The 25,090-nt window shown below is 34.5% G+C and carries 25 protein-coding genes and 1 tRNA gene; 4 read left to right on the plus strand and 22 right to left on the minus strand.

The window, feature by feature from the left end:
- Nucleotides 1-252 precede the first annotated feature (252 nt).
- Both CWD90_RS13160 and CWD90_RS13165 read left to right on the plus strand, forming a co-directional pair.
- Nucleotides 253-498 carry a type II toxin-antitoxin system HicA family toxin gene (locus CWD90_RS13160; protein ID WP_103476538.1) on the plus strand — a complete coding sequence of 82 codons (246 nt, stop codon included), beginning with the start codon at nt 253-255 and terminating at the stop codon, nt 496-498.
- A gap of 10 nt (nt 499-508) precedes the next feature.
- Entirely contained in the window at nt 509-865 is a 357-nt protein-coding gene (locus CWD90_RS13165) for a type II toxin-antitoxin system HicB family antitoxin (RefSeq protein ID WP_103476539.1), read from the plus strand.
- A 135-nt stretch (nt 866-1,000) separates the two neighbouring features.
- Here CWD90_RS13165 and CWD90_RS13170 read toward each other — a convergent pair whose 3' ends face one another.
- The 19 genes from CWD90_RS13170 to CWD90_RS13260 all read right to left on the minus strand — a co-directional run bounded on the left by CWD90_RS13170 (nt 1,001) and on the right by CWD90_RS13260 (nt 22,020).
- Nucleotides 1,001-1,291, minus strand: coding sequence for a type II toxin-antitoxin system RelE/ParE family toxin (locus CWD90_RS13170; RefSeq protein ID WP_103476540.1), 291 nt, complete (start codon nt 1,289-1,291; stop codon nt 1,001-1,003).
- Nucleotides 1,284-1,559: a ribbon-helix-helix domain-containing protein gene (locus CWD90_RS13175; protein WP_103476616.1), complete on the minus strand. Its 276-nt coding sequence runs from the start codon at nt 1,557-1,559 to the stop codon at nt 1,284-1,286. Before CWD90_RS13175 ends, CWD90_RS13170 begins: the two co-directional genes overlap by 8 nt.
- A gap of 254 nt (nt 1,560-1,813) precedes the next feature.
- Nucleotides 1,814-4,114, minus strand: a complete 2,301-nt coding sequence (locus tag CWD90_RS13180) for a relaxase/mobilization nuclease domain-containing protein (protein ID WP_103476541.1) — start codon at nt 4,112-4,114, stop codon at nt 1,814-1,816.
- Nucleotides 4,111-4,497, minus strand: a complete 387-nt coding sequence (locus tag CWD90_RS13185) for a plasmid mobilization relaxosome protein MobC (RefSeq protein WP_103476542.1) — start codon at nt 4,495-4,497, stop codon at nt 4,111-4,113. The genes CWD90_RS13180 and CWD90_RS13185 overlap by 4 nt, the downstream gene beginning before the upstream one ends.
- Before the next feature lie 640 nt (nt 4,498-5,137).
- Nucleotides 5,138-5,401, minus strand: a complete 264-nt coding sequence (locus CWD90_RS13190) for a hypothetical protein (RefSeq protein ID WP_103476543.1) — start codon at nt 5,399-5,401, stop codon at nt 5,138-5,140.
- A gap of 291 nt (nt 5,402-5,692) precedes the next feature.
- Complete coding sequence (locus tag CWD90_RS13195) at nt 5,693-8,194, minus strand: DUF4268 domain-containing protein (RefSeq protein WP_103476544.1); 2,502 nt, start codon at nt 8,192-8,194, stop codon at nt 5,693-5,695.
- A 62-nt stretch (nt 8,195-8,256) separates the two neighbouring features.
- Complete coding sequence (locus tag CWD90_RS13200; protein WP_103476545.1) at nt 8,257-12,183, minus strand: Eco57I restriction-modification methylase domain-containing protein; 3,927 nt, start codon at nt 12,181-12,183, stop codon at nt 8,257-8,259.
- Nucleotides 12,184-12,188: 5 nt separating this feature from the next.
- Complete coding sequence (locus CWD90_RS13205; protein ID WP_103476546.1) at nt 12,189-13,196, minus strand: restriction endonuclease subunit M; 1,008 nt, start codon at nt 13,194-13,196, stop codon at nt 12,189-12,191.
- 232 nt (nt 13,197-13,428) lie between these two features.
- On the minus strand, nt 13,429-14,079 hold the full coding sequence (locus CWD90_RS13210) for an NUMOD1 domain-containing DNA-binding protein (RefSeq protein ID WP_103476547.1): 651 nt from the start codon (nt 14,077-14,079) through the stop codon (nt 13,429-13,431).
- 11 nt (nt 14,080-14,090) lie between these two features.
- Entirely contained in the window at nt 14,091-15,116 is a 1,026-nt protein-coding gene (locus CWD90_RS13215) for an AAA family ATPase (RefSeq protein ID WP_103476548.1), read from the minus strand.
- 191 nt (nt 15,117-15,307) lie between these two features.
- The gene (locus CWD90_RS13220; protein WP_103476549.1) at nt 15,308-16,054 is read right to left on the minus strand and encodes a hypothetical protein; all 747 of its coding nucleotides are present in this window, start codon (nt 16,052-16,054) and stop codon (nt 15,308-15,310) included.
- A gap of 214 nt (nt 16,055-16,268) precedes the next feature.
- Nucleotides 16,269-16,520, minus strand: coding sequence for a hypothetical protein (locus CWD90_RS13225; RefSeq protein WP_103476550.1), 252 nt, complete (start codon nt 16,518-16,520; stop codon nt 16,269-16,271).
- Between the two features lie 66 nt (nt 16,521-16,586).
- Nucleotides 16,587-17,570 carry a DUF3871 family protein gene (locus CWD90_RS13230; RefSeq protein WP_103476551.1) on the minus strand — a complete coding sequence of 328 codons (984 nt, stop codon included), beginning with the start codon at nt 17,568-17,570 and terminating at the stop codon, nt 16,587-16,589.
- Nucleotides 17,554-18,444, minus strand: a complete 891-nt coding sequence (locus CWD90_RS13235) for an AAA family ATPase (RefSeq protein WP_103476552.1) — start codon at nt 18,442-18,444, stop codon at nt 17,554-17,556. Before CWD90_RS13235 ends, CWD90_RS13230 begins: the two co-directional genes overlap by 17 nt.
- A 121-nt stretch (nt 18,445-18,565) precedes the next feature.
- Nucleotides 18,566-18,910, minus strand: a complete 345-nt coding sequence (locus CWD90_RS13240) for a hypothetical protein (RefSeq protein WP_103476553.1) — start codon at nt 18,908-18,910, stop codon at nt 18,566-18,568.
- A gap of 186 nt (nt 18,911-19,096) precedes the next feature.
- Entirely contained in the window at nt 19,097-19,510 is a 414-nt protein-coding gene (locus tag CWD90_RS13245) for a hypothetical protein (RefSeq protein ID WP_103476554.1), read from the minus strand.
- A 35-nt stretch (nt 19,511-19,545) separates the two neighbouring features.
- Nucleotides 19,546-20,562 carry a hypothetical protein gene (locus tag CWD90_RS13250; protein WP_103476555.1) on the minus strand — a complete coding sequence of 339 codons (1,017 nt, stop codon included), beginning with the start codon at nt 20,560-20,562 and terminating at the stop codon, nt 19,546-19,548.
- Between the two features lie 35 nt (nt 20,563-20,597).
- Nucleotides 20,598-21,080 (minus strand): hypothetical protein, encoded by a 483-nt coding sequence (locus tag CWD90_RS13255; protein WP_103476556.1) that lies wholly within the window; start codon nt 21,078-21,080, stop codon nt 20,598-20,600.
- Between the two features lie 178 nt (nt 21,081-21,258).
- A complete protein-coding gene (locus CWD90_RS13260; RefSeq protein ID WP_103476557.1) occupies nt 21,259-22,020 on the minus strand; it encodes a hypothetical protein in 762 nt (253 codons plus the stop codon).
- 161 nt (nt 22,021-22,181) lie between these two features.
- Between CWD90_RS13260 and CWD90_RS13265 the strand changes: the two genes are divergently transcribed.
- Nucleotides 22,182-22,403 (plus strand): helix-turn-helix domain-containing protein, encoded by a 222-nt coding sequence (locus CWD90_RS13265; RefSeq protein ID WP_103476558.1) that lies wholly within the window; start codon nt 22,182-22,184, stop codon nt 22,401-22,403.
- 21 nt (nt 22,404-22,424) lie between these two features.
- Here the strand turns inward: CWD90_RS13265 and CWD90_RS13270 are convergent, their stop codons facing one another.
- The 3 genes from CWD90_RS13270 to mce form a co-directional block, all read right to left on the minus strand.
- Nucleotides 22,425-23,636 carry a site-specific integrase gene (locus CWD90_RS13270; RefSeq protein ID WP_103476617.1) on the minus strand — a complete coding sequence of 404 codons (1,212 nt, stop codon included), beginning with the start codon at nt 23,634-23,636 and terminating at the stop codon, nt 22,425-22,427.
- A 217-nt stretch (nt 23,637-23,853) separates the two neighbouring features.
- A tRNA-Ile gene (locus CWD90_RS13275) sits at nt 23,854-23,930 on the minus strand.
- A gap of 152 nt (nt 23,931-24,082) precedes the next feature.
- Complete coding sequence (mce, locus tag CWD90_RS13280) at nt 24,083-24,511, minus strand: methylmalonyl-CoA epimerase (protein WP_103476618.1); 429 nt, start codon at nt 24,509-24,511, stop codon at nt 24,083-24,085.
- Between the two features lie 185 nt (nt 24,512-24,696).
- On the opposite strand from mce, the gene rbfA reads away from it, so the two are divergent.
- The gene (rbfA, locus tag CWD90_RS13285; protein ID WP_103476559.1) at nt 24,697-25,089 is read left to right on the plus strand and encodes a 30S ribosome-binding factor RbfA; all 393 of its coding nucleotides are present in this window, start codon (nt 24,697-24,699) and stop codon (nt 25,087-25,089) included.
- Nucleotide 25,090 lies beyond the last annotated feature (1 nt).

Below are 25,090 nucleotides of genomic sequence, written 5' to 3' on the forward strand. Positions count from 1 at the left end.
ATTCCAAGGCTTCCTGACCATTTTTATCCGGCAAATCCAACCAAGGCCGGTTCTCCGAATGGCTCCGTAAAAACAACCTACTAGGGTCAATATCTTATACGTAGAGCACTTCTGCAACGGCCACGACCATTTTACGGGACTATGAAAGAATATTCTTCATCAACTATTACCTATTTCATTTTTAAAAATACTTCGGACGAAAAATAGTAACTATATTTTAGTTACTATTGTTGATTTTTGTTATCTTTGCATATGTCCAAGATCGAAAAGTTAATTGCCAAGTTTCTGAAAGTGCCGAATGACCTTACTTGGGATGAGTTGGTTAAAATACTGAACCATAAAGGCTACTATGAAAAATTGGGAAAGGGCAAAACGGGCGGGTCTAGAATTAAATTCGTCAACTCGAATAATGATATCATCAATTTACACAAGCCTCATCCGGCAAACATTGTGAAACAGTACATAATTCGGCAGATTTTGGAAAAGTTGGATTTTTAATTATAAAGTCATGAAAGATTATTTGGAATACAAAGGATATTTGGGAAGCGTAAATTACAGTGCAGAAGACAAGGTTTTTTACGGAAAATTAGAAGGAATCAGCGACCTGGTCAATTTTGAGGCCGATAATGTCAAAGAATTGGAAGCCGGTTTTAAGGAAGCTGTTAATGATTACCTGGAAACTTGTAAAGAGCTTGGCAAGGATCCAGAGAAAACCTATAAAGGAGTTTTCAACGTTAGGGTGCCAAGTGCCATTCATAGAAGAATATCCATGTTGGCCGTAAAGAAGGGTTTGAAATTGAACGACATTGTAAATCGCTCCTTGGATTATTTGATCAAAAATGAGGATAAGGTCTTAAAAAGCTAAAGTCCCTAAAAACGAACCTTTTTTGGGACTAAGATAAATTTCAGAAGCATGTTTAACCAATAAGTGCCAGACTACTACACAACTGAAGAACAGCCAAGTTTTATTTTCGAACATTCTCGCTTTTTTAACAAGCGCTTAAAGATGGCGTTCAAAATCCTGTCTCTGACCTAATATGCGGACGACAAAAATACCCTGGTCCGTCGGTTCGTAAAAAATGGTATGGGCTTTGTAATTATATCTTTTTAGGAGCGGTGCATATTCAGCAGCATTTCTACCAAGATCTGGTTTATTCGCTAAAGATTGAAAACATTGCACGAACCCGGCAATATAATCTCGAGTCTGGTTTTCACCCCAAATCTCTAAAGTATAATCTGCTATATCATCAAGGTCATTGTCAGCCCTGGAGGATAGAGTATATCTATGCATTCTGTTTCCCGTGGGTTTTGTCCGTTCGGCGATCTAATGCCGCATTCATAATTTCGTCAACGGTTCTGACCTTAGGGCTAACACCACTGTCATAGCCCTCCCGAATAGCTGCTTTAGTAATTAAAAATTCCCTATTACGTTCCTCGTCCAAACGTATTAGATGTCGCATATATTCGCTGTCGTTGGCGAAACCTCCATTTTCAATTTGCAATTTAATCCATTTCTCTTGGGCTGCGGTAATGGTCAATGATTTTCGGACTGTAGCCATAATTTCATTCTTATAAATCATATAATATACGCAATATAACATATTATCAGCATACTTTTTTAAAAGATTTGGCGATAATAACGAGAATTACTCCATTTTCGACCGAGTTTGGGTGTCAAGGATAGCTTTAAACACAATGCGCCTTATGCTCCATTAAACATTCTGGGAAGCAATTGAATGCATTAGTGAAAAAATAAGTTTTCTAAAACAGCTTTTTTTGGACTAATGATGACTAGTAAGATATCTATTCAGATTTAAATCGACATCCCCCTACCCTTGTACTTTGAATAATCTGTCATTTCATCCCTGAACCCGTTATAGACCTCTTCGTACCCTTTGCCCCTATTGCCCAACAACGAACTGATGGCATAGACGCCTTTCCGCAATAAATGATTCTGTTGGATACTTGATTGTCTTTTGATCGCTTCGCCCACACTTTTTCGAAGCCCGTTGTCCATGTGGTGGTGCACCATTTCTGGATGCAGGTTGGGGTAGCTTTTTTCAAATGTGAGCATAAAGGCGACCTTGTCGTACCTTCCCCTTTCCATTAGATGGCCCGCCCATAGGTTCTTCAGATGGTCCCTGCCGTCTTTAACTAGTCCGTTGATGATGGACTGTTGTTCCTCTAATATTTTAGTTACATCGGGAACGGAATTCAAATAAAGGCCTGTCTTTTTAGAGAGCGTGCAACTTGTTCCGTTGTCCGTATAAATGGATTTAATCTCGAAACCATTTTCCGTTCTGGTAAAATAGAACCCTTTGGCATTGAAAAATGCGATATAGTCCTTTGGCGATTTTTCAAAAGGGGCATGCATCCGTTCGGCATATTTCACATAGGAACCCAAGGCGACATTTTCATATTGCTTATGGTAAACAGGATCCATTTTTTCATAAAGCTTTGGAAAAATCATGGGCAGGAAAAAGGCGGATGCCGTCAGCTTCGGGCTGTTCTCCGAATTCTTTTCAGCCAATAGTTCCAGCACCGAATGATTTTGATGTACAAATCCGGTGGATACATATTGCTCCATGGCCTTGGGGAAAGGTAAATTTCCCAAACGGACTGGGACCGTATGCCTGTTCGAATTGGCAAAAGACAACTGGTTGTCGTGATACTTTACCCCTAGGGAATGGAACAAAAGCCGGACGCTTCCCTTTTCCATCCCGACATCGAATATGCCTTTTTCCAACACCTTGCCGATAAGGTTGAACTTACCTTCCAAGGTTTCCATTTCCTTTTTGGTTTCAAGTTGATATAATCTTTCCCTGACCGTTGGGAATTCCCGTTCAAGAGCTTCCTTCAACAATTCTTTTTGATTACTTGGTAAATAGCGTTCAAGGAAAATGTAGTTTTTTGAGGTTGCTATATATGGAAGGATATCCGATAAGCTTTTGGTCATGATACTTTCCGATAGCAGTCCGTTCCGTTCTGGGGATTTAAGATGGGATGTTTGGAATGCCTCCTTTATCAATTTTTGGATCTCTATTCCGAACTGACTGCTATTGGTATCGATTTCCGTGGGTTCGTCACCTTTTCCAAAAATTACTGGTCGCATATCCATTCTCATTTTTTGGCCCAGCTCCTTTTCCGTGAACTCATATCCCGATCTATCATGGATGGTATATCCCTTGATGGCAAGCCCTTTTCTGTCCAGTTTGATATCGATGTCCTGATATTCCTTGAGCACTGCTGCCAATTCCTTAGACCGAATTGTCTTGAAGAGGCCATAGGTAGTTTCTATTTGTTTCAGCAAACGTTTGCGGTGCATCGGAAGTAGCTTGGATTTTGAATTGGCCTCGAAGACCTTTTGTAGTTTCGGGCCGCTCAAGCTTCGGTGCACGGTGGAGCCGTTGATGAACCGGGTCCTATAGCCCTTCAGATTGTCCAGGCCATAGGCCACCCCTATCCTTCCCGATATGTTTTTTGTTTGCCTCACTTGAATGTGATAGGGCTTTACGAGTTTTGCCAGCTCCCCGAAACTTCGCACTTTGTGTTTTTGGAGGATTCCGCTGAGCACATCCTGCAAATAGTACTTCGTCCCTTGGGCAGTGTCCATGCCGAACTGTAGTTCTGGCAATCTGTAGATCGGTAGTTCCCTCTGCTGTTTGGTACGTGGCGATGGCGATAGGTTAAACTTTTGTTCAAGGTAGCGTTGGGTGGCCACGTTCCTTCGGTAACTATTGAAAATTCCGAGGACCTTTCCATCATCGTCCACATTGGTCGTAATTATATGGACATGCTCGTGCCCGGTATCGGTGTGCCTTACAATTACAAAGGGCTGTTCGCCATAGCCCATTTGCACCATGTATTCCATTGAGACTGCTTGGAAGATTTTGTCGTCTAGGTGTTCCCCTAACGGAAGGTTCAGGGTAATATGGGCATAACGGTTCTTGGTGGCATTGCGCTGCCCCTGGAAATGGAGTACGCTACCGAAGAATTTTTGTGATATGTCCTGTGAGTACATGTTCCCGTAACCGAGAATGCGCATGCCTTCCTTGTCGAAGACATAGTTCAGCATTCCCTGACAGCTTTCCCCATATCCTATCCTTCCTATCATCCCAATTGTTCTTCTTTTGTAATTTCGATAAGTGCGTCCAGCAGTTCATTTGTCCTTTGAATCTCGTCTACCAAACCACTGTTCGGACTTCTCAGATTCTTGAAGTGTGCCAGTTTTACCAATTGGTTGATATTGCTGCCTATCCTGTTGATATGATGGGCAAGTTCCGAGGTATTTTGAAGCCTGTCCTTTTCCTCCGATTCCCTGTCCAATACCAGTCTTCTTAGGAAGGGGCTAATTACGCCCCTTTCGTAAATATTCAAGTGATAAGATTCGCAGATTATCCTCAATTTATCATATTCCACATCGTTGAACCGCAGCATTACGTTATGGTACCGCTTACTTTTTCCCAATCGTTTACGGCCTCTTTTCCTGCTTTCCATTTCCTTTGCTCTTTTAGGCAAACACTTCGTCAGAAGTAGACAATTCTAAGTTACTTAGAATACAACTTGCTATCTTTTTCAAAGATAAATATAGTTGATCGATATTGAATATAACTATCTTATAATCAAAAATTTAACCTCTTAAAACATATCGAACCATATGAATTCAAATGGGTACAGTTAGGAGATTTATCCGGTCCAATATGGTGTTTAAAAAATTAAGGAAACATGGAAAAATCCTTTTATTTGTGGGTAGGGAGAAGAAAGGTCAAGCGGTTTTTTCGCCGCTTGTACTTTTGCGCGGCTCCGAGGGGGTTAAAAAACCGGAAACCGAAAGATGCTGAATGTAGATTGGCGAAGCGAGTCTGTTCTGGTGGTTTTGGACTTGAGGGGTTTTTAACTTCCGCAAGGGCTTGGACAACAATGGGCTCACAGAGCGTGTCAAAATGTGCCTGTTTCTAATCAGTGGAAAAATTTATCATTCCTTTTTACCACAAACCATATTTAGCTTTATTGTATTTGCCTTCATTAAAAAGGCTAAAACAGCTTTCTCTACTTATTTGCGTGTGAAATCTTCAAACATAAAGGTTCTTGTCTTCATGATATTTTGATTATCAAGGTAGCTTAAAGCTTAAGTTTGTCATTTAAAACATCTGTCAGATAGTACCCCCCCTGTTTGAGGAGCATCTCCTCTAAATTCAATTAGACCAACATAACGTAACTGAGCAATATATCTTTCTATTGAACTTTCGGCAAGTTCGGTCTTTACTCTATAATCAGGAACTCTTTTGCCTTCAACATCGGCTATAGCAGTAAGAAGAATAGCTAGTTTTTCCTTTACTCCCTTAGTTGCTCCTTCAATTGCTCCCTCATTTGCACCGTCATGAGTTCCGACAATTAACAATTTAAGGAATTACAACTTTAAAGGTAGCTTCTTTAAAGAGCGGAGCATTATTCTTTTGGGAATGTGTTTTATTATACTTGCTAATGCTAAGTAAGGGAGAAATTGATTTTAAAAAAGCACGCCGAAAGCACGCCGAAAAACAAAAAAGACAGTTACAAATTTATGTAACTGTCTGATTTCTAAGTGGTCCCACCTGGGCTCGAACCAGGGAGAGTAACCTGTTAAAATCCAACTCTTTGACAACTTGTCAACTTAATGGGTAACCGAATTGTATGCCTTTTTTATTAAAAATTATTTTAGATTCATAATGCTTGGTTGCAGTGCTTTTTCAAATTTAGGTAAATATGTTACTAAAAAATCATTCATTTTATTCCAATGGGATCTGTCATATAAATTGACTTCTTGCAATTCATACTTAATACGGCTCATTTTATTTTCAGGCAATTCTTCCCATTCAAGTTTTTTCCCAAATCTTTCCTCAATCTCTTCCTTATTATTAAATAACTTTTTGAAATAGTTTTTGTTATTTTCTTTGCTTGAGGAAGTCATCACAAGTTCTATTCTCACGTATTTACTTGTAATAACAAAGGCATATCCCAGACCACTTATTCCTGCTCCTGCATTTATCCACGATTCTTTAGAAGGGTTTACATTTGAGAAGAGCTCTGTTCCTGTAATTAAAGGTAACAATTGCCTCCAAAATTCTTTACGTACATTAAAACGATTTGGTAAATTATCATTTCCACTATAGGCATATTTTATGAGCAATTCATCTTCAAGTTCAAATAGGGGGAGGAGTTTTTTAAGAGTGCTGAATTTAGAGCTACTATCTATATTAGATTCAATAAAATAACCGCTTTGTAATTCTTGTGGAGCCCTAAAATCGGATGCATTACGGGTTATTTTAAATACCTCATTAGCTTCCAACAAAAGTTGAGCGTTTTTCTCATATAGTTTTTCAATGACATAAAAATACATTTGAGCTATTACTTCTTCATCCACTTTTGTGTTCTCAAAAATAAAATATTCTAATTTTTTATGCCTAGGAGATTCAGCATCGTATATATTTTGTTCCTCTGAATTTTCAGAATCAGGGATGGTAATATTAGGGTATTCCCAAATATTAAGAAAACGACTATAAATTAAGTTAAAGCGTTCATTATAGTTAGCAATATTCCAATTATCAATAGTTTTAAGATAGTCGTTTAACCAAAGACGACTGTAATTATAACCTTGTTCAGCACCTTGTCTGTTCATTGTTTTTTTATCCCTAAAAGACTTATTACTTAAAGCTCCATTATTACCTGACAAGGTTAAATTAGCTATAGAATTAACAAACTTTTCTTTAAATTGAAAATAGTCGTCTGGTGTAATAGCTTTATTCCAATCTTCATTAGGAGTTTGAGGGAAAATGTGTTCTATTGTGATGTTTTCATTAGCTGTATTTACATATTCTCTATTGTTATAATTCTCTAACAACTCGAACATATAATTCCTGTTTTTAGACTGAATATTATATAAATCTTTATCTTTTAATGCCGTTTTTAAGTCTTCATCAGTTGGAAATTTAGATCCCCCACTTTTTTTTATCAAAGCCAAAGCAATAGAGTCGTAATACTCTTCAGTATCAACTTCGGAATATAAGGTCATAAATATTTTATTCAATGCGTTAGTAGGTAAGCCTACTACGAATCTTCTCCAAGTATAAGATTGTATAAGTTTTAATACTTTAATTAAATCATCATTGGTTATTAAACCATTCTCCGCATCTTCAAATACTTGCAAAAGAAAAGGGAATGCTACATTTATTTCTAGTCGAGAAATATATTCCAATTCTCTTCTCACATTATTTTCTTGTACTATGTATGGATTAATAAACTTTTTATAATGTGTTGAAAGTGATTTTATGTTTTCCAACTCTTGATGATATTCTTCATCTTTAATTGAATAGAGTTTCTTAAATTCCAAATAAACTTTGTTTTTATTAGGTATTTTCTTGTTACGTAAGGTTAGATAATCTCTTATATAGTCGGATACCACAGACTTCTGCTTAATTAAATCTCTTGCGTTTTCTTCAATAGGATTCCAAATTTGTTCAAATACTTTATTCTGATTTTTAGGGTCTAAATCCATCAGAATATAGTTCCTAATTAAATCGGATTGTGATAAATCTAACCCAGTAGAATTTAAACTCTCAAAAATGCGTTGTGGGTCGTCCTTACCTCTTTCTAATGATATTTCAACAAAAATTAATCGCTTTAGTCCATTAAGTATGGTAGGAAAACTCTCTTTTGTAATAATACCTTGAAAATATTTGAAGTTTTCAATTACATTAGAGTAGTGGTTAAACTCATTTTCTGTACCATGCATAATAGCTTTAAATGCTAATGAGTTGGTGTCTGTTTGTTTTAATTTGAGTTTGCTTGATTCGTTCTGAACATACTGATTGGTTAAAAACATATTAAGCAACATATCAGCTTCATTTTTCAGGCTGTTATCTTTCGCAAAACGAAATAAAGCTACATATATAATGTTAATGGTTGTTAAACGTTGCTGACCATCAATAATCACTAATTCTTTAACTTCGCTTGTGCTATAAGTGCCTTCGTGTATAAAAACAATACTACCGATAAAGTGTGTACCTCTGTTATATTTTTCTACCGCAATAACATCACTAATTAACTCTTTGCACTCATTATTTGTCCAATCGTAATTCCGTTGATATACAGGTATTACAAACTGTACATTAGGTGCTTGTAAGAAATTGGTAATTGGTAGTTCGTTTGCTTTCATATTTATAATGAATGATCTTATTGGTTTGTTTGAATTTTATGACTTAAAAAACAAAACTCTGGTTAAATATTTCTTACTCTGCTTTCAATATAGCTCCATTCATCGGCTGTAATACCCCAAAGTTTACATAATTGCTCATCGGTATATGTAGCTTCATAGCTTTCTAAATCAGGTATAAAAGCAAAACACTTTCTTGTAACATCTTGTGATACAACTCTTTGCAATAATAAAAATCGAACTACTTTGGTGAATAGATAAGATTTGAAAGATTTCACTTCTTCTTCGGAATCTGACGAAAAAGCAACTAAATATGTTTCCGTACAACATTCACCTGGTTTAGCTATTCGAGTATTACCTTCATAATAAAAACCGACAGGTTTAGTAAAATCTGTTTGACCTGCAATAGGTGATTTCGGTATTAATAATTTCCATTTATCTAAATAATCAAATTTATCAGATATATCTTTTTCAGAAGCAAATTTCAGACCTATACGCTGAGTAAAATAACAAGGTAATCCTTGTTTTTTAGGTTTGTAAAAACCTCTAATACCAAATGGTCTTGAAGTTGAAATAAGATTATTTAATGTTTTATTTGATTTATTTAACTTTTGCACTTTCTTTAAAATAGGGATTGCTTTATTATCTCTTATTAAAATATCAAAAGCGTCTAAATCTCTTGTTTCCGTACTTAACTCTCCATTAATATAATTGGTTATTTTAGTTTTTCCATTGTATTCTTTATCCCAAAGGAAATAACATAAGCCTCCAGCAATATCTACGTTTGTAAAACAATCGTTAGAATTAGGATAGTCAAATAATTTTGAAATACGTTTATCATTAAGCATTGTTTCTCTAAACGTATCTAAACCTTTACCACCTGCATACCATCTTGCTGGCATAATTAAAGACACGTAATCTGGTTGAATGCTTTTTGCTATTTCTACAAAGTGATGATATACTGGTTTTGCACTTACACTATTACCACCATCCATTACTTGATAAGGTGGATTACCAACTATTGAGTTAAATTTCATATCATTATTTTTATTAGCTTTCCAATAGGATTTCCCTTTTTTGACTTTCTCTAAAAAATTAGATTGTTTATTTGTAATTTGGTTTTCTAAGTCCTCAAAATACCTTGTATTTACTGTAACATCTCTAAATCCTACCAATGTGCGTCTTGTTATGCTTTTTGCCATTGGTGTTTTACACAACACAAAAACATTATTTGCTACAACTTTATCCCAAATTTTATGTTGTTCTGAAACTGTTAGTTCATCATAATCTTTATTAGGATAGGCTATTTTTATAGCATAACGATATACACTATAAGCTATAAACAAAGGGTATAAGCCTGATTTTGAATTAATTTCAAGGATATTACTATCTGTTTTATAAACCTCTTCAGTTATTTTATCTTGATTAATGTAACGTGGTGTAGTAGTCGTATTTTCAAAATCATCATCAAAAAACACATAACCACCAAGACAATTACCCATATGCATATTAACTACACGCCAAGGTGTCAATACTGTTTCTTTATCAGGGTTTTTAAACTTACCAAAGATTGCTGTAATACGTTCTATACGCTCATCTATAGTTAAACTATCTGTTGCTCTTGATAAAGCACGTATACGTTTACCAGCTGCTCTAAATACATCAGGCTCATAGTATTTTTTAAACTTTTCAAAAGTGGCTTTTGTCACACCTTTTGGCATAAACTCTGTCCAAGATTGGTTATCAACTAAATCAGCAAAATTGTCAATAGTTAATTCCTTTTCTTCATTTTTAATATCTGCACCATAAATTAGTAATGGCATACGAATAGAAATACCTCGAAGAATAGAAACAGCAGTATCTCTATTTTTCTTTTTCTCTTTTCTCTCGTCTAAAAGTTTTTTATCCTCTTCTGTTAAATCTTCTTCTCTCTTTTTCTTAGCTGCTTCTAATTTTTGGTATTCTTCCTCTGTAAAACCTTGTTTATTAATATCTATCTCACTTGTTCTTGGAATTGCCTTAGTGCTACCAATAATCTTTTTAAGTCCATTAAATTCTTCTAATTCAACAGCCCCTAATTTCATCAATTGGTCGTTATTGTATAAGTGAGAATCTTCAAAACCATTACTTACAACTCGCTCTATGTATACTTTTTTAAGTTGTTCAAGCATTGTATTGACGTTATACTCTTTCATTTGAGTACCATCAGCAGAAATAATTGGACAAAAGTTTAAAAACTCGCCCATTACTATACGGTCTTGGTCTGTCGTTTTACCTGCTTTAGCAGACATTTTTGCAGTTTCGGCAATTACTTTAAGTGTTCTATCAGGTGCAAAGTCAAATACAAAACATTCTTCTTTAACCTTACCATTAATAGTTGCAGGTGTTTGTACTCTAAAAATAGTTTGCATATAACTTGATGCAGAAGTATTGTGAGAACCTGAAAGCATAAATACTGCTGTCCATGCCTTTACAGAAACACCCGTTGTAAGACGACCACAGGATAAAGTTATTGTGTAGGTATCTTGTGGTTTATCTGTTATTGCTTTTTCAACTTTTTTAAGTGCTTCTTCATTGTCTTCATCTACATCACCGTCTCCAGCTACATTAACAATATTAAAATGACTAAAAACTGGATGCGAATTTAATAAGGTGCTTAAAGATCTTGCTTCTTTAACGCCTGGAACCATCCATAAAGAATGACGGAAATTATCTCTATATTCTTGGGTGGCAAAAGGATAGTTGCTTTCAGAATCACCTTTGCAAATAAGGTTTAAAAACTTTTCTACATCTTTTTTATGTATAAAATTGTCTGTTTCATCAACTCTAAAAAACTCTTTGAAATTAAATGCTACATCTTCATCTACAAAGTCATTTATAAGTTTACCTAAATCGTAAGTAAAAATATTCATCCTAGGCAATGATGCATAAGGATTAGGGTCGCCAAAATGTATTTCGTCCCAATCTTGTTTTGCCTTTTGCTCCATTACATAATCCCAAGTATAAATGTCTTCTTCCTTGTAATCATCTATTAAATTGAATGGCGTACCTGATAAATGAAGAATTTTAGGATTATTTCGTCTCAGCACATTTAAAACATTGCCACCTAGTTCGGTTTGCGTTCCTTCGTGGGCTTCATCTACAATTATAAAATCCCAAGCAGCATCAAAAATCTCATCATTTTTATTAAAATTACCGCCTACTAATTCAGAACCTCTTAAGTCTTGCATAGAGGCAAAATATATGTAATGAATATCTTCTTTTTTACTACGCTTTTCTAATGAGAGAAATTCTTCTCCTTTATTTTTAGAGCCATAATGATACTCTTCTTTGTCATAAAATATTTTACCAAAATCTTCAAACCAACCTGAATCTACAACAGGTCTGTGCGTTAGTATTAATGTTCTTTTAAAATCGTGTTCTCTAATTACTTGTAAAGCAGATAGTGTTTTACCAAAACGCATTTTAGCAAACCACAACATTTCATCACTTTTTTTAAATTGCTTTTTAGTTTTGGCAATAGCATCTTTCTGTTCAGGTCTAAAAATTATTGGACTTTGATTTGTAGATATTTCACTTGCGTTTAATGATGTTTTACCTTCCTTTACAGCCTTTATTGCCTTTATAACGGTTTCTAAATCTGTAATAACCCATTCATTAGCCTTATTTTCAATGTCGAAAACCTTTTTTTTGATACCTGAACGAAAAAGAACATTTCTTACCTCATAATCATTAAACGATTTAATCGATCCTTTATCATTAAAAACCGTTACTTCAGTATACAATAAATCATAAGATATACCTGCTGTTTGGGTATATTGATTAATTCTTGTTTTAGCAGACTTATTAAGTTTACTACTATTTGGTTCAAGTCCCCAAATATCTTCATTATCTGAAGTAGCCTCCCCAACTTTCAAACAACCTAAATGTGCAGTATCGTTAATACGAAACACATATATTAATTTAAGTTTTAGTGATGAAGTAAATTTCATTAATCTTAATTATTTAATAGGTCTATAAATCTTATCTTCTTGCCTTTGCGTCCTGTTGTTTTGTCAATATATGACCAGTCTTTTATAATACAATATGTACCATTATGATTTTTTAGTACTTCTTTTTGGCAACCAACACAAGGGAAGCACTTAATTTCTTCGATACCAAAAAGTATTTCGGTGGTTGTACAAATTGTTTCGCAAGAATCAGGAACAACCCCTTTAATACCATCCATTTGCCAAATATTCCAAGAGATAATATAGGCTATGTATTTTATAGATTTTAATAATGGCTCTTTGCCAAACTTTAATACATAGTTTTCAATAAATGTAAACAACATAGCTTCTCTTGCTAATAGCAAACTATCTCCTTGCCATTCGTATGCATAAGTAGATTTAAAAGCTGTTTGGGCAGCATTTAACCACTCACCTGAAGTATTTACATTTTCATTAATCACTCTAAGTTTACGGTCTAATATGCCTATTCTTTCATATATAGGAATAAATGCCCCTGTTGTTGTATCATAGCGACTAGTTATATAAGGCGCTTCACCACAAGCCATTTCAAGACGTTTATCTCTTATGTAATTTTTCCACGTTTTATTCTTAGGGAAAATTATCTTTTGTGGATTTACCTCCCAAATCCAATTACCATTAACAAGTTCTGTTTCTTTATTAAAGACATTTTCTTTCTCAAACCAAGAATTATCAATTAGATTATTTTGTGCATTACAAATCCAAGATGGTGTAAATACTTCTGCCATATTTCTCACTCTTGATAGTTGCAAAATTTTATCTTTTTGTACCCGTGGCATAATTACATTGCCATTATGCCCTGTAATTAATTCAGGATATATTTCGGATTTAAAACTATATGATATACCTAAACTATCGTAGTTATTAGTTGCCCATAAAATATTCTTATGAGTAGTGTGGTCGCGTAAAAGAACATCCAGTACATCAGGATATTTTTCAAGGATTTCATTTTCTAATATGTCAATTTTATTACACAATTAATTGTTTTGATTATTAGAGGTTAATGAATCTTTAACTACTTCTAATTTGCCGAAGTGTGTGCTTAAATGGTGATTATAAATTATATTTTTACATCAAACTGCAATATTGTCATATAATTATTGGTATTTTCAAAATAATTATAAAACCTTAAAAATATAAATCTTTTGTAACCTTTGGGAGTTAATCTAATTAAATAAAAAAGGGCAACATTACTGCTGCCCTTTAAACTTAGGTGTATTTCCAAAGAAACCCACCTGTTTGTTCTCTCTCACCTCTACAACATCTTGAAATACAGGTTTTGGATATTCCTGAAATCCTTGATGCTTCGGCTACAGAAACATATTTAATTATAAATTCTCCATTTAATGTATTTTGACAAACAAACTTTTTTCTATCATCAACAGCCATATCAATGGTAAAATTCTCATTGTAACTCCAATAATTATTGTCAAGTAAATGTGTCTTGCTAAGGCAAGCATTTGATATCCTTTTATTGGTTACACCAGTTACACTAGCTGCACTAGTTAAGGAATCATATTCTGAAATCAAATTACCTTTCAAATCAAATTGGTAAACCATCTTTTTAAAACCACCTCCTGAATCTGAATTCAAACCATTTTTAAATGAGTCATATTTCAAAATGAAATCTTTCTCTTTCTTGGCTAATTCGTTGATGTCATTTGCGGTATCAATCTCTACCCAGCTGAAGGCATCAGCGCCATATGTTGCAATGGCGCTTTGAAAATTACTGCCTTCCAATCTCGAAGCCTTATTTATATGGTCTACTATTCTTTCTTTAATAGATTTCGTAGTAGCCCCTATATAGACTTCCTGGGTTTCTCTATTTACTGCTTTGTAAACAAGCCCAAACGAACTCATGTTCCAATAGTTTATTTTGGTATGCAGTAATTCCCATTATTATTAACTATTTCATTTTGTAGAATTAACTTTTTAAGGTTATTAAAGAGCGTTTTTCGGCTCATAGTATTCGTTGAGACAAATTCCTTTTCCAATTCACCACTAGCACTGCATGAGTTCGATTTTAGATACTCCAAAATCCCGTCTGCGTTACTATTGTCCCTACGACCATCCATTTCCTGATACAACTTATATTCATGAACTTCACCGATGGAGTTAATCCAAAGTTTGTCGTCAATACTATACGTTGTTACGGTTTCAGAATAATCATCGGCGTACCTGAAAAAGATATTTTTAATATACCTGTCATTCAACTGTGTTCTAGTAACTGCAATGGCAAAGTCAGCTTCTTGAGCCAAAACTCTACTACCAGCCATACTATCACGTGTAATGGGTTTGTCTCCCATTTTCGTTGAATGATGAATAACAATCATGGTAATCCCTAGATTATAGGTAATATCCCTAAGCTTTTGGGTCACCCTTTTAGCGGTCTCACTTTCTTCAATATTTGAGGCAAGTCTGGTCAAACTGTCTATAAAAACAACCTGAGCCTCACTTTCTTCAATTAAGTTTTGAAAACGCGACCAATCTTTATCATTATCAACATATCTTAAAAAATCCTTAGGCGAAGTTTGATAATTTTGTTCCAATCTTTTCTTTGAAACATCTTCAAAAATGCTTATTTGTTTAGCATTTCGATAAGCTCTGCTGAGCCAATATTCCTCAAGACTTACGAATAAGACTTTTTGAGGTTGCTCAATCAACTTATCGCCTAAATAATCCTCTGAACCAACAGCTAATTTCATCGCCAAGTTTTCACATAAAACAGTTTTACCTGATTTACTGGGACCAAATATAAATCCGAACGAACCTTTAGTAATTCCTCGCCATATGATTTCAGGAGCGGGCTCCTTTTCTGATTTCTTAATTAATTCCATAATTGATAATGGATGCTCTTTATCTGTTTCTACATCCTCATTTTTTTTGTTTTTAAACATAATTTTTCTTCATTTAGAATACACACTCTAGAAATGCATACTCCTTTCTTTTCTTTTAAATTTCTCCCTCTTTTCTAAGGTCGGGAGTTTAACCCAATTATAGCGCTATAGATTCCATTCATGACTGGATCCAATACAAAGTAATGAAGAAGAGTAAATAAAATTTGAGGAAAGTTTATTGTCCCTAAGGATTATTCCTTGTAGAAGTCTGGATTCTGGAACGTATTCATAAGTCTTTTCTTCGATTCTGAAACTATAGGAGGAGTTTGTTGATTGTATGCGCTTAGTCTTTTTCTGGAATCATTGATCGGTGAAAAATTTTCTCCGTCACTGTATTCAATCAAATTGTCAATAATCCTTGCATACGCTGTATTAGATAAGTATTCTATTTGTTTATTTTCTCGTAGGAGGTGGAAGAAATAGAGAACATCAGCTTTGTTCCAATTGAATTTAAGTTTTCCGTCTGCATAAGGAAAAGGATGCTTTATATAATTTTCAATATCCTGGATTAATCTTTCCAATTGTTGTAAAACTCTTTTTTTAATTTCATCATCCAGATGAGGGGCTTCTTCTATTACACTAAACCATTTAAGATAGTCATTTATAACTATTTTGGAATAGTTCTGGAGGGATTCGGAATTGATAATTGATTTTTCATCAATATTCTTTTGGAATTCCCCATAATGGTAGATTGCCATTCTTGAAACTTTCGGATATAAAAAGTCTTTTAAAAAGTACTTGTATATTTCTCCAACTATACCACGTTCGTCATCAACATCAAGCTCCTTGATTTTAAAATCGGTTACGGAGTGCAAAAGCTCAAGTTCTTGAAGACTAGGCTGCTCTATTGATTGAATGCGGAAATCTTCCCTTAAACCATGATAATTTATCTCAGTAGTAAAATCCGTAAAATTTAATTCTCTAATAACATACCTCATATAACAAATTACTTACACTAGTTACACTGCGTCAATTTATACAATGTAATTAGTGTAACCAATGTAAGTAATAAATAAAGGTAATCCGATTTAAAGACTAATAAATCAAACCTTGTTGCACAAAATCATTTTCAGTGGTTTTTTGATATAGGAGAAACCGTCTCAAAAGCTTGGATATCCAAAATTCAGCATAACTCCGTTTGCTCTATAGGAACTAATCCGTTAATATTTCAAAGTGATGGTAGTAATATGCCCTCCCCTGAATAATATATACCGTTTTTAATTCCTTGGTAATCTTTACATGCTCCACCCAAACTACGCTCCCTTTCACCAATGCCTCCAAATCATCTAAAACAAGGACTTTAAAGGGGGTAAATAGGAGCTTCAGCAAGTTGTTCCAGGTCACAACGTAAAGTTCATTAGGGGAGCTGTATTTAAGCAATTCTGCCAGTTGTTTTTCATTCATAACATTATTTTCTAGGAGGATATTTTAAACTTGCACCTCCCCTCAAAACAGGAAATAGCTATAATATTAATTTGAGAGCAACCAATTGGAGGTGTGGTTTTCCATGGAAATACCTAGGTTATTCACTAACTCGTATGCATTGACATTGCGTTCCAAATTATTATCTATATAAGAGGACTTGTTCGCTTCCGTAAACATATTGTACAAATTCCACAGGTTAATGGACCCATCAGTGTCTCTACTAAAATTTTGCCCAACATAGTACTCCTTGACCACATTGTTTATTTGGCTGTCATTGAGTGATACAGGAAACACCTGCCTGTGCTCGGTTTTATCCAAATGCGGGTACATGCGAAGTTTTCCTATGAAATGAGCAAACTGCCTTTCAGTCAATTTATAGCTGCTCAAACGCTTCATTGTCCCAATATGCTTTTCCTTATCATAACCTTCAAATAGCTGTGCCATCCGCTGCTCCATGTCCAGTATAGAACCAATACGTATATCATTGGAAAAACCATCAGTACTTATACAAAGATTGGTACATACCCTATTCTTGAAACCAATGAAAACCTTGAATTTTTCCAAAGATTTTCTACTATAAAGGTTTTCTTGGCTAAGACTTCTCACACCTCCTATGCTCAAATTAAGCTCGTTCCCATTCACAATTTCTTTTACACTTGGCAGTTCAATTAAAAAGGCACAGCGCTCATAATAGATGGTCTTTTCATGTGGCATTAGCTCCTTGGCAGGTTTACCCACTGCTGAAGGAATCCTTCCTTTTATGACATGGCTCACCCTAATATTTGGCGGTCTAATTTCCGTTTCAGGGAATAATTTTTGAACCACTTCATGCGCTTTATCTATAAATTGAAAATGCGAAATGGTGGATTCATTATCCTTGCTAAATACTGGAATTACACAGTCATTTTTTAAATGCTCTAAAGAAACCTTCTGTGTATTGGCTTCTATAAAACTACTGGATGGATTACTGGATACTTTTGAAGCATCCTGTATCATCTCTATGGGGTTATGATTAGCTATTAATTCCATTGTTATTTATTTTATTTGGTTCAACAATATTTTCTTGGTCAATCAATTGGTTATTCATGTTTTCAATGGACTGTTTTCGTTTTATAAGCAATGGATGTATTTCAGACTGCATACTGGTGTATTTAGAGTATAATTCCCTTAACCCATCCACAGTAGTACATGATTCTATTTCTAGTTTGACATCCTCCAAGGATAGTCCCAAATTGCACCACTGCATCAATTTTTTCCCAGTGGCTTGATTTATTATGAATTCCTGTTTGTCCATAAATAAGCCTGTTCTATCCTTGGATGCCTTCGCCAAATGTTTGTCATTGATTAGTTCAAAATTCACGGTAAGTTCATATTCAAAGCCCTCGCGCGTAATTTCTTTGGTACCATGTTTGACAACCTTAGTCTTTCCATTTTGGTCACTATCCAAGGAGTAGTCAATCTTGCTCCTTACAGTAGTTATTATATGACATGAGGATTGTAGAATGGCATCAATAAAACTCTGATGCCTTGGAGAAACCTTTGCCCAATCTTGGAACCTTCCCCCTAATTGTTCATGAATCTGTAGACAGCCTCCCTTACCCTGCCACTCATGGGTAATACTATCAATAACTATGACCTCCATAGAGGCTTTCTCACAAGTTTTAATGGCATTGATATATCTTTCTGGACTGTAGAGCTCATCTAGAGAAAGCACGTTAAAATTGCCCAAATGAGCATATAAATTGGCACTGTTGTTTTCAGTATCAATAATGGCTATTTTAGACCAATCGTTGGTAATACCATTTGCCAGCAATAAAGCAGAAAATGTCTTTCCAAATCCACTGGCTCCACTTAATCCAAGTCTTAGTTTTACTTGGTGCCGTTGCGCTGTTTTTAATTCCATAATTATTATTTTAAGGGTTTATAATTAAAAATATTACACTTTATACTTTTTGAGAATAGGGCATAAAAAAAGGACCTCTTATGTAGAAGTCCTTCCATTATCTAGGCGGGTCATTACTTTTCTAAGCCACCACTTCGCTTTTAATCACATTATTCCTAAGAATAGAGTCCTCTTCGTTTATATATTCAAAACGGTGGGTCAATGTCATAACTTCTCCAGTCGCCTGATTGGTATACTGATAAGGTTCGGTTTCCACCCTTTCAATCCTACCTTCAAGTTCTGTTCCAATAGAAGCTTTGCACATATCTTCTTTAAATGTACATGCAACCTTAGCCTCCCTAACAGTTAGGTACGTTCTATTGGTCTCTTGGCTTTTTACCGCCTCAATACCACCTTGCACCACTAGTGCATAAAATTCTTTCCCATCCTCTTTTTGATAGGTTTTGTAATCCACAATTTTTACCATGGTTTTAAATTTTTAAGATTAAACAATACGGGGGTATCCCCAAAAGTCAAGAGGAGCGGGGGTTGAAGTCTAGGTTCATACGTTTTCACCTTGAGAAAAGGTAAAAAAAAATTACTGGAAAAAAATTTTTGGTTTGGATTTACTATTACTACTTTAAGGGGGTATGATAATTACCTATTGACACTTCTAAATCCTTATTACTTTATAATCAATTAAGTTCCCTTCCTTAAACTCCAATGCGAATTCCTTTTCATATTCTGATAAATAATCTGCATGGACGTATTTAGTGACTTTTCCATGTGGTACACGATCGGTTCCGCTAAACCATTGGGCATATACCCTCTCTTTCCCAGGAAATAAATAGTCAAGACCAACATCAATAATATCATTACCATCTTCAATTTTACCACTAAAATCAATGAGGTAAAGTTGATTGTTGATTAACTCCCAACTTCCTATATATCCACGCCAACAGGCTGTACTAAATAAGATAAGTTTTGGCTTAGGTTGCAATTCCTTTAAATACGCTGCCAGTGGCTCCGTAGCCATACCATATTCTTTTCCATCAATAATGAGCCTTTCTTTTAATTGAGCTGTCATAATCTTTATCTATAATCTTAATAAATATCAGAAACCTAATAATTCATTTGTTCTTCCAGTAGGTTTTCTATCATTAAAAAATCCTCTTCCGTCAATTCTTTTTCAATAGGTACATGTCCTAGATTTTTTGCTGTTTGAACATGTTCTGCAATCATTATGGAATAAATTGTGTCAATATTATCCGCTATGAATATTTGTTGACTCTGTACATAACCATTTTCTAAATAAAATAGAATAAAAAGCACGCTAGGAATATTGTCACTTAAATTATGTGCTATCCTTTCTATCAATTTGGGTTTTATCTCCTTAACTTCGGCAAAACTTGTATAAAAACTACTTCTATAAGTAAGTAGCTCCAAAGCTGACTTCTTTAAATCTCTATTATCATAACAAAAATTATAATAATATTCCGTTAGTACTCTAGATGTTTCCCCTGCATATCCTGGTTTATTTCTGATTAATTCGATTAATTCTGATTTCGCATTATCTTTATGTACATCCCCTTCATTCTTCAATTCAATATATTCTTCCTTGGAAAAATGTGTATTCGAAGTAGTATAAATGATATTAGCCCATACTCCAGTTGTTTGATTTTCAAAATATACATTTGAATCCGTTTTAACTATTGTGTTAAATCCAATCATTGTAACGATACTAAAGCAAACACCTCCATTCCTTTTTGAACTCAATTCATAATAATCAAAGCCCTTACTGTGATTTTTCAATGGTACCATGTAAGAATAGAGTTTAGAGTCGTTAGAAACTAAACTAGGCGACTTATCTTGAAGAAGAAATAACAAGGCATTTTTATAACTAGGAAAAGTTTCAGATATCTTCTTAGAACTTTTAATATTATCATATAAAGTTTTGGTATTATCGAATATTGATTCTACAATTAAAAAAACCAAACCAATACAGCATCCAAAGATTAATATTGCTATAAATATTGGTGTAATTCCATCAGTTGGCAAAATTCCACTTATTAACCCAATAATAAATGCCCCTAGTACGGTCCCACCAATAAAGGAGATGACAAATTTTGAAGTATCCATTACAGTTCTATCATTTTTAATTTTAGCTTAATACACTAAAAACAATTTAAATTATTTTTTAAAGTCAATTTATTTTCAGTAACAGTAGCGCCAACCAAATTATCGCCGACATACACATAAATGCCTTTTAACGAGTAATTTGACAACTCTTTATATGATGTTTCATCAATTTCATAAAGCCCAATTGCCACATCCCTACCGTTCATTTCTATCAATTCTGACATTACAGGCTTTAAGGATATACCCTTGCTATTTGTAGTTTGAATAATTAAGTTTCCTCTTAGATTTTTAGGTGGTTTTCCTTTAAACAAAACTGAAGTATTGACCATTACTACTTCCGTTGTAATATTTTTATAAATTGAAACCCCAATTTCATATTCAGTTTGTCGAATTACTGGTTTAGGATTAAAGTATTTAATGATATTACCATCTGGTCTTTCAGTTGTTTTAATATCACATTGTCCATATGTGGCTAGACACACTAAACAGGCAAGTAATGCTAAATGTATATTTTTCATAGTTATGGGATTAATCTATCTGAACTTCAAGTACTGAATGAAAGGTTACGCCCCGCATATAAGTTTCTCATCTAGACAATTCCTTAAATGTGGGGTCTCCTAATGAAAATTAGGATTTTTGAACTTTTGGGAAAAACCCTAGCTTTTCAAGCTCCAAAATTATTATCAGCAATGTTCTTTATAAATAAGTAAACAATACATTGCCACTGGATTCCCCTGTGCTTGAATATTTAGTATACCTACAACTTATTGGATAACCATCGTCATCATATGTATAGTTAATTTCGAGCTCCAATTCATTATCTTCATATATTTTTGTAGGATTATGCTTGAAATTCAGCGGTATTATATCATACGGATAAACCTCCAAATCAATAAAAAATCCAAATTCTGACCAAAGTGAGTAAAAAGGGTTAATTTTATCATCAAAATCAAAAGTATATACAGAAGTATGTTCAGTATTTTCTGGACCTATTCTATAAGTTACTACATCCCCTTTGGAATTAAAGGTTGTGTAGGTGCTTTGATTATACTCCCCCTCAACTGCTTCAATAACTGAGGTTATATTCCCATTTTTATCAAAGTTGAACACAACATTTTTTTCACCATCCGAAATCATTTGTAATCTTGCCTCTTCGTAGAAGAATTCCTTAACCTCATCAAACTGGTTTGTGGATTTTGACACTTTATTATCTGAGTTATACTCAATATATTGCTTCTCACCAATATCATCGAATGTTTGCATAAGATTATTCGTGTAGGTAATTTCTATTGAATCATCCCTTTCAGTCCATTCTCTGTCGTCAACAACACTTTTTAATAATTTGATACTTACAAGGTCTTCTTTATTATTATTCTCCGATTTAAGAGAATCACTATCAGAACATGATATACAGATTAGTAAAGAAAGGATTGCAAAGCTTAAATAGTTTCTTGTCATAATTTTTGGGTTTAGTTTATGCAATAATAATTCATCATGATATTTGGCTAGTACGGTTTTCCGTAATAACTTGGTTTTTACGTTTCAAATATGGAAAAAATAAATGCATAAACCACATATATGTGTCCGATTTATTTTACAGTATACCACACCTTTAGCGTGTGTTTACAGTAGAAGAAAAAAAAATATTACTCAAATTAGGCAACAAAATAAGGGCTTTAAGGGAAGAGAAGCTCTTGTCTCAATTTCAGCTAGCTATGGAGGCTGATATTCCAAAAAATCAAGTGGGCAGAATAGAAAGAGCTGAAATAAACACCACCATACTTACCTTGTCCAATATTGCCAAAGCCTTAAACGTTGATGTTAAGGACTTTTTATTATAAAACGGATTAATTGCCCTTATCCTATTGCTGGTTTCTCTCTTTCAGCCTAATTATTTCTTCACTTACTCTTTTCTGAACAACCTTTCCATAATATTCTTGGGTAATCTTCATACTGGAATGCCCCAATAATTCACTTACTATTTCCATGGGAACATCATTATAAAGGAGCACAGTAGATGCAAATGTCTTTCTAGCCATATGATGGCTAATGGATTTATTTATTCCGACAATATCAGCAATTTCTTTTAAGTAGGAATTAATCTTTTGGTTGCTAAATTTTGGCAACGAATAATCCTCCACTTCTTTATTATACTTATCTAGTAGGACCTTGGCTTGTGGCAGTAAAGGAATGGAAATCATCTTACTTGTTTTTTCCCTTTTCATTTTAATCCAAAGGTTACCGTCAAACCCCTTTATAATGTGCTCCGTTTTTAAATTGGACATTTCGTTATATGCCAAACCCGTATAACAGCAGAAAACAAAAAGGTCTTTTACCAATTGTAACCTAGGTTGTGAGAAATTATGGCATTCCAACTTTTCCAATTCTTCCGTAGACAGGAAAATAACCTCTTTTTTAACTCTCCTAGGCTTATGTAGTGCAAAGGGGTCTTTATCCAAATAACCTTCCGCTACAGCCACCTTAATAGGCTTCCTAAAGCGCTGTATTGCCTTGTTTATAGTAACCTGGCTTTGTTCTTCTTCCGTCTTTAAATAATACTCAAAATCAACTAAAAACTGAGAAGTTAAATCTCCTAAAGGGATGTCAATTTTTTTATATTTCCATTTGACATAACGTTCAATTTGGGAGCATACATAGTTGTACTTTTTCCAAGTAGCCATTTGAATGTCTTTCCCGATAAGTTTTTTAATCTTAGCAACATATTCCTTTATATAGTAGACTAATTTTACTTTATCTTTTAGTGGCTTTCCAACATAGTAATTGAAAACATCATCAATTGAAAATTCAATCCCTTTAAGCTGTAGTTTTAGATAGGTGGCTGTTATTTTAGAGGAAATTAATTCTAATTGAATATTTAAATGTTGTCCACTAGAAGATTCTGGAGTAACATATTGCTTCTTTGAATTCCATTGTTTTGGATTTAGGAATAATCCAGTAGAAAATTGTTTCCTATTCTTTTCGTAGGTGATTCTACAGTAAATAGGGCATTTTCCTTTTTGATTTGTTTTCGCCTTATTCAAATAAAATAAGACAATTAGATTTTTTTGATTCATGACCAATTGGTTTAGGGTTAAACAATTGGCATACAATTCAGATTTGTAATAATGGGATACCTGAGATTTAAATTGGGATACCCACAGGGATACCTCAAAGCTCAAAAAAGTTGACAAGTTGACTTCTAAAGGAAAGTATTCTATTCTCCCTAAAACCCTATGTTTATGGGGCTAAAAGAAAAAGTCCAACTTAAATAAATAAGCTGGACTCTTCTTCTGGTGGTCCCACCTGGGCTCGAACCAGGGACCACCTGATTATGAGTCAGGTGCTCTAACCAACTGAGCTATAGGACCAATTCCTTTTTTGCTTCTACCTTCAAATACGCTTATCTGAAAAAGCAATCGGGAACCGCAAATTGCGGATGCAATATTACTATTTATTTTTCAACGCTGCAAACAAAATTACAAGCTTAATTAGACTTAAATAACCTCTGACCCAGCAAATATCATTCTTCCCCACCTTGGGCAATTGCCGAGGGATCTTCCTGGCATAGCTCTATCAACACCCCATTGGTACCCTTGGGATGTAGAAAGGCCACCAATTTGTTGTCCGCTCCCTTCTTTGGGGTTGTATTTAAAACGGTAAACCCTTCCTTGGTCAAGCGTTCCATTTCAGCTTCAATATCGTCTACTGCAAAGGCAATATGGTGTACTCCCTCTCCCTTTTTAGTCAAAAATTTAGCTATGGGACTATGGTCATCAATGGCCTGTAATAATTCAATTTTATTGGGACCTGCTTTAAAAAAGGACGTTTTCACTCCCTCAGAGGCTACCTCTTCCTCCTTATAATGTGGCACTCCCAATAATTTTTCGAACAAAGCATTGGAAGCCTCCAAATCATGTACCGCTATTCCCAGATGTTCAATTTTGTTCATATTTACCATATTTAGCTGATGCCGATTTACTTGAGTCTGGATAATTTTTGCCGTCTTCCATTAATTTATTACTATCCTTAATGGGCTTATTACCCCCTTTTATCAAAAATACTACATTCCACATAATCTAAAGCTAATCCGTTCCCAATCATAGAATCTACATAAATATATCGTATTTTTGCCCTATGGAAACACAACGACAGAAGAAAATAGGCGGGGTTATACAAAAAGATATCGCGGATATTTTACAGCGTGCGGCAACCGATGGTGGACTAAAAGGTACGCTAATGTCGGTATCCAAAGTGTCGGTCACCTCTGATCTCTCCATTGCCAAAATTTATGTTAGTATTTTTCCTTCTACCAAGGGCAAAGAATTAATGGATGGTATAAAATCCAATCAGCCTTTGATCAAGCACGAACTTGCACAGCGCACCAGAAATCAATTAAGACGGGTGCCTGAACTTTTATTCTTTTTAGATGATTCCTTAGAATATATAGACGGCATTGAAAAATCGCTTAAGGGCGAAGAAAATCCTGTTAAGAATCCTGATCTATTAGAGAAAAGGAAAAAATCATAAG

Source organism: Arenibacter catalasegens, assembly GCF_002909235.1.
GTDB lineage: Bacteria > Bacteroidota > Bacteroidia > Flavobacteriales > Flavobacteriaceae > Arenibacter > Arenibacter catalasegens.